Origin of the sequence: Sphingomonas sp. YR710, from assembly GCF_900101455.1 — a bacterium.
Lineage (GTDB): Bacteria > Pseudomonadota > Alphaproteobacteria > Sphingomonadales > Sphingomonadaceae > Rhizorhabdus.
Genome location: NZ_FMZJ01000015.1, coordinates 58285 through 70690, shown reverse-complemented (window position 1 = coordinate 70690; position 12406 = coordinate 58285). Strand labels below are relative to the sequence as shown.

Annotated in this window: 10 protein-coding genes; 4 read left to right on the top strand and 6 right to left on the bottom strand. The window is 61.9% G+C overall.

Going from position 1 to position 12406, the window contains the following annotated elements; translation table 11 throughout:
* Positions 1-3: 3 nt before the first annotated feature.
* The 3 genes from BLS13_RS16485 to BLS13_RS16475 all read right to left on the bottom strand — a co-directional run bounded on the left by BLS13_RS16485 (position 4) and on the right by BLS13_RS16475 (position 3864).
* Positions 4-1338 carry a DUF1800 domain-containing protein gene (locus BLS13_RS16485; RefSeq protein WP_093453760.1) on the bottom strand — a complete coding sequence of 445 codons (1335 nt, stop codon included), beginning with the start codon at positions 1336-1338 and terminating at the stop codon, positions 4-6.
* 118 nt (positions 1339-1456) lie between these two features.
* On the bottom strand, positions 1457-2185 hold the full coding sequence (locus BLS13_RS16480) for a 3-deoxy-manno-octulosonate cytidylyltransferase (RefSeq protein WP_093453759.1): 729 nt from the start codon (positions 2183-2185) through the stop codon (positions 1457-1459).
* 41 nt (positions 2186-2226) lie between these two features.
* Positions 2227-3864: a hypothetical protein gene (locus tag BLS13_RS16475; protein WP_093453757.1), complete on the bottom strand. Its 1638-nt coding sequence runs from the start codon at positions 3862-3864 to the stop codon at positions 2227-2229.
* Between the two features lie 260 nt (positions 3865-4124).
* Here BLS13_RS16475 and BLS13_RS16470 point away from each other — a divergent pair, with 260 nt between their 5' ends.
* From BLS13_RS16470 to BLS13_RS16455, 4 genes are all read left to right on the top strand, one after another.
* Positions 4125-5687, top strand: coding sequence for a hypothetical protein (locus BLS13_RS16470; protein WP_176943639.1), 1563 nt, complete (start codon positions 4125-4127; stop codon positions 5685-5687).
* A 7-nt stretch (positions 5688-5694) separates the two neighbouring features.
* Entirely contained in the window at positions 5695-6417 is a 723-nt protein-coding gene (locus BLS13_RS16465; RefSeq protein WP_176943638.1) for an HAD family hydrolase, read from the top strand.
* Positions 6414-7112, top strand: a complete 699-nt coding sequence (locus tag BLS13_RS16460; RefSeq protein ID WP_093453753.1) for an acylneuraminate cytidylyltransferase family protein — start codon at positions 6414-6416, stop codon at positions 7110-7112. Before BLS13_RS16465 ends, BLS13_RS16460 begins: the two co-directional genes overlap by 4 nt.
* A gap of 69 nt (positions 7113-7181) precedes the next feature.
* Positions 7182-8258 (top strand): mechanosensitive ion channel family protein, encoded by a 1077-nt coding sequence (locus tag BLS13_RS16455; RefSeq protein ID WP_093453751.1) that lies wholly within the window; start codon positions 7182-7184, stop codon positions 8256-8258.
* On the opposite strand, the gene BLS13_RS16450 is transcribed toward BLS13_RS16455, so the two are convergent.
* The 3 genes from BLS13_RS16450 to otsB are packed head-to-tail and all read right to left on the bottom strand — an operon-like array spanning position 8243 to position 12185.
* Complete coding sequence (locus BLS13_RS16450) at positions 8243-9631, bottom strand: alpha,alpha-trehalose-phosphate synthase (UDP-forming) (RefSeq protein ID WP_093453750.1); 1389 nt, start codon at positions 9629-9631, stop codon at positions 8243-8245. The genes BLS13_RS16455 and BLS13_RS16450 overlap by 16 nt on opposite strands.
* The gene (locus BLS13_RS16445; protein WP_093453748.1) at positions 9628-11424 is read right to left on the bottom strand and encodes a glycoside hydrolase family 15 protein; all 1797 of its coding nucleotides are present in this window, start codon (positions 11422-11424) and stop codon (positions 9628-9630) included. Before BLS13_RS16445 ends, BLS13_RS16450 begins: the two co-directional genes overlap by 4 nt.
* Positions 11421-12185, bottom strand: a complete 765-nt coding sequence (otsB, locus tag BLS13_RS16440; RefSeq protein WP_093453796.1) for a trehalose-phosphatase — start codon at positions 12183-12185, stop codon at positions 11421-11423. Before otsB ends, BLS13_RS16445 begins: the two co-directional genes overlap by 4 nt.
* Positions 12186-12406 lie beyond the last annotated feature (221 nt).

Here is a 12406-nt window from a genome sequence, read left to right as displayed (position 1 = left end):
CAGCTACCTCCGCTGGAATTCAGGACTGAGCATCAACAGGGTCAGGCTTTGGGCAGCCGTTGCACCGCCCATTACCGCAGCACGCGTTTCCGCGGATGGCGCTTCCCCAAACGCCCGATCGATCAGTTCGGCAGGTGCCATCGGGCGCTCGACATGCGAACTCACCTGCGCGGCCCAGTCGAGCCGCGATTTCCAGGCGTCGGGGGCAGCCCAGGCCTCGTCGCCCTCCGGCCAGCCGTTAGGAGCCGCCGCATCCAGATAGGGCTGCCCCATTATCTTCAAGGATATCAGCGGCTTTGGATTCATCGGAACCGAACCGAGCAATTGTGCCGATGCGGCCATAAACTCGATCGGCGGCCGTATCTTGGCCGACGGTAGCGACCATAAGGCGTCGTCGCTCACCAACGCGCTCACCACCTTTATGAGATCGCCACCGGTATCGAGAAAGATCCTGGCAAGACGGGCTTCGAGATCGGGCGGCGCGCTGTCGCCGACAAAATGGGCGACCATATGGTGCGTGACATAGCGAGCCGTAGCAGGGTGCATGGCGACATCGCGCAGAATATCGATGGCCTGCTCACGGCCCGTGTCGGAATAGCGGCGGCCCATCACCGTCCGAACACCGGGCTCGTGGATCGACGGATCGAAGGCGCGGCGCTGGCCGGCGGTCGCTTCGCGCTTCGGATCGATGTTGATCGTCCACCCGGTCATCGCCTTCGCCAGTTCGATGATATCGGCCTGCGTATAGCCGCCGTTGACGCCGAGCGAGTGGAGTTCCAGCACCTCGCGGGCGTGATTTTCATTCAGCCCCTTTCGCCCACGCACCCCCCGCGCCGTGTGGGGGCCGATCGAATTGCGGTTGTTGAGATAGGCCAGCATCGCCGGGTGCATCGTCGCGGCGATCAACAGGTCGGCGAAACGGCCAAGCATATGCGGGCGGATCGCTTCGCGTTCGAATGAACTGAGGAAATAGCCCAGTGGCTGCTCCGCGAGCGCCGCCGTAAAATGGTTGAGCCAGTACAGCGCGAGACGCTCGATCAGCGGTCGATCGCCGGCGACGATGCGGCCGAGCCGCAGCTCCAGATCGCGTTCCAGCAATTGTCCCGTCGTGGGAAACTTCGCCAGCGCCGCCTTATCGCCGCCCGATTTCAGTACGGCGGCCCGCGCGACGAACAGATCCATCGCCGCATCGGTCGTCAGTAGGTCCGAAGCATCGAACGCCGAACTCTTCGCCAGTTGCGCGAGATAATAGCCCTTTGCGTCGGTGACCGCCGCCGGCGCTTTCACCGCGTCGACGCCGAAACCGAGCCTGCGCGCGCCAAAGATCGAAGGCTTCATATTGAGGGCTTCACCATCATGACCTTTCGCTTCTGACCGCCAGCCCCCTGAAACGGCAGAAATCGTACCCTTTATCTACACCAAGGCGATACCTGCCGCCAGCCCTGCGAAAAATCGATCAGCCCTGCCTCGCCAGCACGGCCAGAACTTTTTCGACATCATGCGGATGATCGACGGCAATCGAATCGGTCGACATTGCCAGCATTTGCACGTCGAAACCGAGTTCGAGAAAGCGCAAAATCTCGATATCCTCGATGGCTTCGATCGGAGTCTTGCTCGTCTGCGCCGAAAATGCCGCCAAAGCCTCGGGCGGAAAAGCATAGATGCAGACCTGCCGCCAGGCAGACACGAAACCGAGCGCCTTGTTGGTCGGCACCGCGCCGCGCGACATATACATCAACCGGCCATCGGGCCTGCAAATCGTTTTGGGAACCGCGGAACTGCGGAAATCCTCCTCGTCCAGGATCGGGCAATACCCGTTCAGGATCTTGCCGGGATGCTGCTGGGCGCCATCCAAAATGGTGCGAATGTCCGCCGGATTACACAAAGGCTCGTCGCCCTGCACGTTAATATAGATATCCGCCGGAATGAGCCGTGCAACCTCCGCCACCCGGTCGGTGCCGGTCAGGCAATCGGAAGAGGTCATCACATATTGCATGCCGGTATCCCGGCAGTGCTGTGCGATTCGCTCGTCATCGGTCGCGATGTATACCTGCTCGGCCGGCACCGCCGCCACCGCGCGAAGATATGTTCGGCGGATCATCGTTTCGCCGGCAATATCGATCAGCGGCTTCCCGGGCAGTCGGGTCGACTGATATCGGGCGGGAATTACGACAATCGCGTGCATTCATTTCTTCTCCAGGTCGCAGGCCGCTGCGATCGGCGGTTTCATGGGGTCAACGTCTCGATGATATGCGTGACTTTCACCTGCAATTGCTCATCTTTAAAAACACGCCTGAATGTCTTTGCGAAATCCTGCGGAATGCTGCGATCCGCCACATGCCGTTGCTGAGGCACAAGATACCTGTTTGCGACGAGGTAGGAAAGCTGCCCCGTGAACACGAATAAGGCGGCATTATCATAGTCGGCGGATCCCGATACCGGATAGGTCGCCAGCACGTGTTTGCACCAGGCCGTCTGATCGCGAAGGCTGCGATAGGCCGCGTCTGGCGCGTCCAGCGCCATCAGGCAGCCTGTCAGCAATCGCGCATCCCCCAGCATGCGCAAGGTCGGCCAGCTGACCATCAGCCGCTGCCGCAAACCGGCTTCATGGGCAAATAGCCCCGCGAGGCGAACGCCTGCCTGCTGGGCAAAGGACATGTCATCGCGGCACAGCGCATCTGCCACGTCCTTCCGAAACGCCGTCACGGCGTCGGCGAATTCGTGCCCTATCTCGTTCGATAGCCAGGTCTCTATCCGCCGCGACAGATCATCGCCCTCCGGTGCTGGCGCTGGCAGACCTTGTCGCGCGGCCGATATAGCCGCCGCTTCCTCGGCTTTGCGACGATTGCTCGTGGCCGACTTCGAGGCACTGATCTGGGCAAGGACAGCCGTCCAATGACCATCCACCTGCAAGGATTTGACGATCGGAGAGATGCTCGTCAGGGCTGTCGAAGCGGCGAATTCCGCCATCCGCCCCTCCTCTGCGGCCACCGCCAGCCCCGCCTTCAAATCGTCGGCCAGTTGGGCGACCTTCATCACCGCGAAAATCTCGCTATATTGGCTGCGGCCCCTGACGTTATCGTCGATCCACGAGCTCCTGACGCCGATACGGAACACCTGATCGATGTCATCCAGCGCCGCATAAGCGCCGACGGTATCGTGCCGCGCGGCACGAATCAGCGACAGCAACAGATTGCAGCGCGAAAAATTCGTATGGAGCAAGGAGAGTTGCGGCAAGAACGGCCGATAGGACAAGGTTTCGATAAGCTGCGCTTCGGTCTCGTCCGCATCACGCAGCAAGATGGCTACATAGGTGAGCACCATCGTCACCGAGGTAATCCAGCGGGCGTAACGCTCGGTGCGCGGTGCCATTGCCAGCGTTTCCCGTGCGGCTGATCGCAAAAAATCTATATCGCTATCCTGGGTGTCGCGTGCTTCGACGATACGATAGCCGATCGCGCAAATCGCCGCCGCCCGATCATCGAACCGCGAATCCGGCGTCATCAGCAGCCGGCGAGCGGCGAAGCGCACGGCTTCGCTATCGGTCATCCGATCGCGCAGCGACTGAACACGCTCGCTGAATTCCGCGCTCGTACGGATATCGACCTGCCGCAGCAGAAGCGGCAGGCTCAGTTCCTGACGATCACCGCCATCATCGCTGCGCACCCACAGTTTCGGATCAAGCGCCGCCAAACCGTATAATTCGGCATAGGCGACCGGGATCGACGCATGGCCGTCAACGGACGGCGCGCTGTACAGCCAATCCGCAAAACCGACCTCCAGCACATGACCTGACGGCAGAACCGACGATACAAGCAGCCTGTCTCGTTCGAATATGACCTCAGCCGCGATGTTGCCGGTCACTCTTTCCTCATTCGCTACGATCCCACTCGACGGTTGCACGTCTCTTCCTCTCAATCTCAAACCGGCCATCCGGTCAAGCCGCGTAACGTTCGTCTTCGTCGCTTTGCGCACGCCTTGTCGCCAAGGCGACGATCGGCGGTGGCCGCCAACGACGCGGAAATTCCTTCAAAATCTGTCCTGCCGTCCTTTACCCCTTGAAGGCGAAACGCTAACTTGCGATCCACTGTTGCGCAATGCAGCATCAGCGTAGGACGTGTATCATGGTTCAAGTGCTTGATTGTACTCTGCGGGACGGTGGCTATTACACCAATTGGGATTTCAAGTCTGATTTGGTCGACACCTATGTCGACAGCGTTTCGCGCTTGCCCATCGAATATGTCGAGCTCGGCTACGTTAACGATGATATGGACGGATATTACGGCGAATATTTCTTCCTTCGCCCGGCCAAACTCCAGGCCATTCGCAACAAGCTGCGCCCCGACCAGAAGCTGGTCGTCATGCTCGACGGCAAATCGGCGACGCCGGATCGGGTGGCTCCGTTGTTCGGCCATCTCGTCGGAATCGTCGATGGCGTGCGAATCACCGCCAATCCCGAAAAGCTGGAAGACGCGCTCGTGCTCGCACGCGAGTTCAAGAAGCTTGGCCTGATGGTCGGCTTCAACATCATGTATCTTTCCACCTATCAGGACGATCTGGCGAAGCTGCAGCTCGTGATCGACGAGCCAGAGTCCTATGATTCGCTCGCTCTGGTCGACAGCTATGGCGGCTGCGCGCCGGCCAAGGTGAAATATGCCATCGAAGAGATGCGCAAGCTGGTCCCCACGCGCGCGATCGGTTTCCATGGTCATGACAATATGTGCCTGGCCTTCGCCAATACGCTTGCCGCAATCGAAGGCGGCGCAGATATCGTCGACGGCACGTTCACCGGCATGGGACGCGGCGCCGGCAACGTCCGCACCGAAACCGTGCTGATCCACCTCGATCGCGAAGCCAGCAATCAGGATCTCGATTATCAGGCGCTCGCCAATGTCGTCGCGCCGTTCGAGGTCATGCGCAAGGAATATGAATGGGGCACCAACCTGCCCTATATGCTGTCCGGCGCGAACAGCCTGCCGCAGAAGGATGTGATGGATTGGCTCGCCAAGAGCCGTTATTCGGTGATCTCGATCATTCGCGCCCTGCAGCAGCAGAGCGGCCAAGATGTCGATCGCACACCCTATCCCGATGTCGGCCAGCTTGGCCTGTCACCGAAAAATGCACTGCTCGTCGGCGGTGGCCCGTCGGTCGCGCAACATGTCGATGCGATCCGGGATCTGGTCGAGCGTCACGATGCGGTCGTGATCTTCTCATCGTCGCGGCACCTTGCGCTGGCATCGGCGATTGGCGGACGGCAACTACTTTGCCTGCCGGGGCACGACGCCCTGCGCGCCGGCATGGACAAGCTGAGCCACATTTCCGCCGCCGTGGTGGCCGCCCCACCCCGCGTCCCCGGCTGCGTGCCCGCGGGCCTGTCGATTCCGGTATATCAGACCGCACCGCTCGCATCGCCCTATGAGGGACCGGACAAGGGGCCGGTTTCCGATAGCGGCCCGATGGCGCTGGGACTCGGCGTGGTCGAGGCGCTGGGCGCTGAAAACTGCTGGCTCGTCGGTTTCGATGGCTATGACACGGCTTCGCTGGCCGAGCAGGAACTGTCGCGTGAAGTGCAAGCGTCGCTCGACGCTTTCGCGGCCGCCCACGGTGCTGCATCGATCGCGAGCGTAACGCCGACCCGCTACCGGGTGAAACGCCGTTCGTTGCATGGCCTGGTCGCCGCAGTCTGACTGCGGAATGCTGAACCCTCCCTCGGACGCGCCCACTCCTGACAGCCCCGTCGTGATTTTCGATTGCGACGGGGTGTTGCTGGTATCGAACCGGCTGAAGACCCGGCTATTCGCCGAAGCCGCGCGACTCGCGGGCTTCGATCCTGCCGATGTTGGGCGGTTTACGCGATATGTCGCCGCGAACTTCGGCACCTCGCGATATCGGATGTTCGAAACGCTGTTGTCCTGGCAGGATGTGGTCGTTCGTCCCGATGTCGACGTAGCGGCACTCGTCGCGCTCTATGCCGAGCGCCTCTATGCCGAATATGTCCGCTGCCCGACGACCCCCGGCATGCTGGCGGTGCTACGCGAATTGCGGGATCGCGGAACACGGATGTTCGTCGTCTCGGGTTCCGATCAGCAGGAGCTGCGGCAGGTGATGGCGGAACGCGGCCTGGGCGACTATTTCGAGGGCATCTTCGGATCGCCGCGTTCGAAAACCGATAATCTCGCCGATGTCACAACCGGGCTTGGCATCACGGCGCCGGTTGGCCACAAGGTGATATTCATCGGCGATGCCGAGGCGGATTATAAGGCGGCGGATGCCGTAGGGGCGCGGTTCATCTACATGGATCATTTCTCGACAGCCAAAGGCAGGATGCGCGAATTGCAGATCGATCAGGGGTTCGAGCGTATTCGCGATCTTCGCGCCTTGCCGATTTTGCTGGAGGCCCAAGCCGGGACGTTATGACAGTCGTTGCTTTTCTACCGTGCCGTGCGGGCAGCCAGCGGGTGCCACACAAGAATACCCGGCCCTTCGGCAATCATCAGGACGGGCTGATCAGTATCAAGCTCGAACAGCTGATTGCGTGCGACAGCATCGACGAAATCGTGCTGTCGACCAATGACGAAGCCGTCCTGACCATTGGGCGAAAATGGCTGGATCGCGCGAACGGCCGGCTGCGAATCGATCAACGCCCTGAGCATCTCTGCACCTCCGCCACGAGCACCGATGAAGTCATCGGCTATGTTCCGACGATCATTGCGCAGGGCGATGTGCTGTGGACGCATGTGACCTCACCCTTCTTCGATACCGGCGATTATGCCGACGCGATCTCCGCTTTTCGTGCCGCTCAAAGCCTGGGCCGGCATGACAGCCTGATGGGCGTAACCAGCCTGCACAGCTTCATCTGGAACGAGGATGGGCCTATCGGCTATGATCGCACCGTCGAAAAATGGCCCCGCACCCAGACGCTGAAACCGCTGTTCGAAGTGAACAGCGCGATCTTCCTCGCGCCGATCGAAATTTACCGTTCCATGGGAGATCGCATCGGCAAATCTCCCCTGTTGCATGATGTCGGCAAGGCCAAGACCATCGACATCGATTGGGAGGAAGACTTCGAAATCGCGGAGACACTCTGGAACCGGCGCACAGCGAAACGATAGAAGGCAACGCTTCGCGGCGAAGCGGCGCTTCGCAAGGAACCCCCGCAACCCGTCGACGTTGCGACGGCCATGCAACCTTTCTTCGCGCAATTTGGCCTGTCGCCTGCATTGGCCAGCACAGTCGGCCTGATCGTGGCGATCGTTCTGGCCATCCTGATCGCCGTGCTGTTCCACAAGGTGCTGTTCGTGAGCCTCCGGCGAATCGCCACCCGGACCGGCGCGCCCTGGGACGATATCCTGCTCGATCGCATGGCCGGCCCGCTGCGCTGGATCCTGATCGGCCTGGCACTGAGCATCGTCGAAAGGGTCGTCGAGATCGCCGGCTGGGCGCATGCGCTATGGGCGCAGCTTGCCGGCTTCGCCGGTCCGGCGCTGATGGGCTGGCTGGCTATCGCGATCATCCATTCGTTCAATGACGTCGCCAACATCCGCCATGATATCAGCGTGGCCGACAATCTCTCTGCCCGCCGTAAACGCACCCGGCTGAGCATCTTGACGCGGATCGCCGTCATCGGCGTCACCTTCCTCACCATCTGCATGATGCTGCTCAGCATTCCCGGCGTGCGCAGCGTGGGGATCACGCTGATGGCATCGGCCGGTCTGGCCGGACTGGCGGTGGGCGCTGCCGCCCAACCCGCGCTCAAGAATCTGATCGCCGGCATCCAGCTAGCCTTTACCGAGCCGATCCGCCTCGACGATGTCATCGTCATCGACGGCGAATGGGGCCGCATCGAGGAGATCCGCCTGACCTATGTGATCGTGAAGATCTGGGACGAGCGGCGGTTGATCGTGCCGGTGGCGAAGCTCCTCGAGCAGTCGTTCCAGAACTGGACCAGATCGAATTCGCAATTGCTGGGTAGCGCTATGATTCCGGTCGATCTCGCGGCCGACGTACCCCGCCTTCGCGAACAGTTGCTGCGGATCGTGCAGGTCGATCCCAATTGGGACGGCCGGGTCGCCGGGTTGCAGGTCACCGATATCGGCATCGACACGCTGGAATTGCGCGCGCTCGTCAGCGCGACGGATGCTGGAAAGGCATTCAACCTGCGCTGCGCGGTGCGCGAAGCCATGATGGCCTATATCGTCCGCGATATGCCCGAAGCGCTGCCCCAGGGCCGCCCCGTTCGGGTTCAGCCCGCCATTTGAGGCACCCGTTCCAATGCGTCGGTGAAACGCTTGCGCCACCAGACGACGTCTTCGGCGATGATATTGCCCATCAGCTTTTGCCACCGGTCGATCCGCTCCTCCAGCGGCATCTCGAGCGCCAGCTTGATCGCTTCGGCAATATCTTCGGGGCTGTAGGGATTGATCAACACCGCGTCGGTCAATTGCTCGGCAGCGCCCGCGAAACGCGAGAGAATCAGCACGCCGGGATCTTCGGGATCCTGGGCCGCGACATATTCCTTGGCGACCAGATTCATGCCGTCGCGCAGCGGCGTGACCAGCCCGATCCGTGCCGCCCGATAGATGCCGGCCAGCCGATCGCGCGCATATCCGCGGTTGACATAGCGGATCGGGACCCATTCGATATCGGCGAAAGCGCCGTTGATACGGCCCGACAGCGCATCGAGCGACGCGCGGATTTCCTGATAGCTTTGCACATCCCCGCGCGATGGCGGCGCGATCTGCAGCAGGAAGACCTCGCCATGATAGGATTCGTTCATGCCAAGGAACCGCTCATAGCCCAGAAAGCGCTCTTCCAGCCCCTTGGAATAATCGAGCCGGTCCACGCCGACGATCAGATCACGGCCATTGGCACTCTGGCCCATGCGGTAGCGCGTGTAGCGCGCGGCGGAGGATTGGGCGGACTCGACGAATTCGGACGTGTCGATCCCGATCGGACAGGCGATCGCGACAAGCGAACGATCGCCGACCGTGACCACCCCGTTTTCGTCGACGCTGCCATCCATCTCGTGGGTAACATAATCGACGAAATTCTGCAGCCACGCCTGCGTCTGGAAGCCCACGACGTCATAAGCGAACAGCGTTTCGACGAGCTCGCGATGGTTGGGCAGCGACAGCAGCAGCCCATGCGGCGGCCAGGGGATATGGAGGAAGAAGCCGATCCGATTGGCGATCCCGCGATCGCGCAATCGCTCGCCCAGCGGAAACAGATGATAGTCGTGAACCCAGACCAGATCGTCGGCTTCGATCAAGGGCTCCAGCGTTTCGGCAAAGCGTGTATTGACCCGTTCATAGCCCCCGGCGAACCCGCTCTCAAACTCGGCCAGGTCCATCCGGTAATGGAAAAGCGGCCACAAGGTGCGGTTCGCATAGCCATTATAATATTCGTCGACGTCCTGCTCTTCGAGATCGACGGTCGCGCTCGTCACGCCGAAATTGCGCTGCAGGTTGATATGGCCGGTAAATTGATCGGTGGTCTCGCCCGACCAGCCAAACCAGATGCCGCTCGACTCCCGCAGCGCCGCGGACAAGGCCACCGCCAGCCCACCCTGATTGCCGGCCCCCTCGCCCGTCGGCGGCTGCACCCGGTTCGATACCACAATCAGCCTGCTCATCGCACCGAACTCCAGGGTTTGCTCAGCAGCACAGCACAATTGATCATGCCGACCAGCGAATAGGTCTGCGGGTAATTGCCCCACAATTCGCCGGTGGCCGGATCGATATCCTCCGACAGCAGCCCCGCCTGCGTCCGCCGGGCCAGCATTTCCTCGAACAAGGCACGAGCATCATCGGTGCGACCGGTCAGCCATAAAGCTTCGATGAGCCAGAAGGTGCAGACATTGAAAGCCGTATGCGGCAGACCGAAATCATCTTCGGTCGCATAGCGCAGCATGTGCGATCCGCGTCGCAGCCCTTGCTCGACAGCGGCGAGCGTCGCCTTGAACCGCGGATCGTCCGGCATGATGAAGCGCAGGTCGAGAAGCTGGATCAGGCTCGCATCGAGATCGTCCCCCCCAAACGTCGCCGATATCCGGTCCGAATCCGGCCGCCACGCCATCTGCTCGATGGTCTCGCGGATCTGGCCGGCGCGATCGCGCCAGAATGTTTCGCGCTCCGCAAGCTCCAGCGCGGCCGCGGCGTTGGCGAGGCGATCGCATGCCGCCCAGCACATGGCCGCCGAATAGGTGTGGATATGGCTCTTAGTTCGCAACTCCCAAAGCCCGGCGTCGGGCTTGTCATAAACCTGCCACGCCAGTTCGCCGATCTTCTCCAGTGCACGAAAATCCTCTTCTCCGGCCATCCGGTACAGCCGCCTGTCGAAAAAGGCCTGCGCGTTGGACAAGATGATCTGGCCGTACGCATCGTGCTGGACCTGCGCATAGGCCTGATTGCCGATTCGCACCGGCCCCATGCCCCGATATCCGTTCAGCGCGCTGGCGTTCCGTTCGGGCAGGTTGGGCTCGCCATCGACACCGTAAAGCGGCTGGATATGGCCGCCCTTCGCATTGTCGACGATGTTGCGCAGATATTCGAGATAGCCTTCGAGCACGTCGAGTGCGCCCAGCCGGTTGAGCGCCTGCACGGTGTAATAGGCATCCCGGATCCAGCAATAGCGATAGTCCCAGTTCCGGCCGGATCCCGAATGTTCGGGGATCGAGGTCGTCAGCGCCGCCACGATCGCGCCGGTTTCCTCATGCTGACACAGTTTGAGCGTGATCGCCGATCGGATCACAGCCTCCTGCCACTCCACCGGGATGGCGAGCGCGCGCGTCCAGCGGCGCCATTCATGCGCGCTGTGCTTGAACATCGTATCGATTGTGTCGCCGATATCGCCGGCAAAGCTTTCGTCGGGCCCGAGGAAAAAATGCAAGGTGCGTTCGAGGCGAAATGGCCGTTCATCCTCGATCCACCCGATCGGCGCGGTCGTTGACAGCCGCATCGTCAGTTCGCTGAGCATATAACGGATATGGTTCGATCCGCGCGTCCGTTCCGGGTCCTGCGCACCCCAATCATGTGCGGGCCGCAAGCGGACCCGAATGCGCGGACTGCCCTGTACCGGCCGAACGATCCGCGCGAACGCGACCGGACGATACATCCGTCCCGAACGGAAGAAGCGCGGACAGAAATCGACCACTTCGATCGCGTTGCCCGTGGAATCGACATGGCGGGTTATGAGGATCGGGGTGTTGCGCAGATAGGATTGCGTCGTCTCGATACAGTCTTCAAGATCGATATCCCAGAAGCCCCTGCCTTCCGGGCTGCCGCGCGGCACATCATCGAGCAATGAACAGAAAGCGGGATCGCCGTCGACGCGCGGAACGCAGGCCCAAACGAACCGGCCCGCACGATCGATCAGCGCCGACGTCTGGCAATTGCCGATCGGCCATAGATCAAGCGTCGCGGTCATGCGGTCATCTCCACCAATTGCCATAGCCAGCCACGCACCGCGCCGACATCCGCCAGCGTGTATCGCGCGGCAGAGGGGCGGTCGCCGCCGACCACGATCCCGATCCCGCCCATCGCGCGGGCCACGGCCAGCGCCGGCTCGTCGGTCAGGTCGTCACCGATGACGACCGGAACGGCGCCCGCCAGAGCCGGCCGTTCGAGCAGCGCGGCGACCGCGCTGCCCTTGTCGGAGCCGGGCCCGTGCATCTCCATCATCATCTTGCCCGGCTGCACCAGCAGCCCGTGGCGCGACGCAATCGCGCGCACGATGCCCGCTGCCTCGGCCGCCCGCGCTGGCACCATGCGATAGTGAAGCGCGACACCCAGGCTCTTCGTTTCGACGAGCAGGCCCGGATGTTCCACGGCATAGGACTCAAGCTCCGCCGATGCTTCGGCAAGGCCCGATGGACGGGGCGGGCTGGTCGACACACCATTATAGCGGAGTTCGGCGCCATGGCTGCCCGCCAGCGCAATCTCCTGCGCGATCGGCCCGATCATCCGATCGATCTGCGCGATCGACCGGCCGCTGACGATCGCGAGCCGCGGACCGCACCGGACGCGCAAAGCCTGCAGCAAATCGATCAGTTCGGCATCGGCACGGACCTGGTCGGGCCGGTCCATCAGCGGAACCAGGGTTCCGTCAAAGTCGATGAAAAGCGCGTGTCCGGGGGCGGCAATGCGAGGGGGCGGCAGGAAATCCGGTTGCTGGGGCCGGGCAAGCATTGCGTCTGTTTCCTCGCGGTCCGATTCGGCCGGATGCAGGGCATCCGCGGGATCGGCGATCGATCCGGAACCAATGACGCGGCAACCGCCCATCTGTTCCGCTGCGAATATATTTCGCGACGAAACGATCCTGCCTTTCGGCGGCCGGGGCGGGCATCACGCAGAAAAACACCCCCGGGCGGGGGAAGCCCGGGGGTGCTGGCACGCGGCGGCGAGGTGGC

Bases quoted from the DNA above. Each gene is read 5' to 3' on its own strand.
- BLS13_RS16485 (WP_093453760.1), bottom strand. From the start codon at position 1,338: ATGAAGCCTTCGATCTTTGGCGCGCGCAGGCTCGGTTTCGGCGTCGAC.
- BLS13_RS16480 (WP_093453759.1), bottom strand. From the start codon at position 2,185: ATGCACGCGATTGTCGTAATTCCCGCCCGATATCAGTCGACCCGACTG.
- BLS13_RS16470 (WP_176943639.1), top strand. From the start codon at position 4,125: ATGGTTCAAGTGCTTGATTGTACTCTGCGGGACGGTGGCTATTACACC.
- BLS13_RS16465 (WP_176943638.1), top strand. From the start codon at position 5,695: ATGCTGAACCCTCCCTCGGACGCGCCCACTCCTGACAGCCCCGTCGTG.
- BLS13_RS16460 (WP_093453753.1), top strand. From the start codon at position 6,414: ATGACAGTCGTTGCTTTTCTACCGTGCCGTGCGGGCAGCCAGCGGGTG.
- BLS13_RS16455 (WP_093453751.1), top strand. From the start codon at position 7,182: ATGCAACCTTTCTTCGCGCAATTTGGCCTGTCGCCTGCATTGGCCAGC.
- BLS13_RS16450 (WP_093453750.1), bottom strand. From the start codon at position 9,631: ATGAGCAGGCTGATTGTGGTATCGAACCGGGTGCAGCCGCCGACGGGC.
- BLS13_RS16445 (WP_093453748.1), bottom strand. From the start codon at position 11,424: ATGACCGCGACGCTTGATCTATGGCCGATCGGCAATTGCCAGACGTCG.
- otsB (WP_093453796.1), bottom strand. From the start codon at position 12,185: ATGCTTGCCCGGCCCCAGCAACCGGATTTCCTGCCGCCCCCTCGCATT.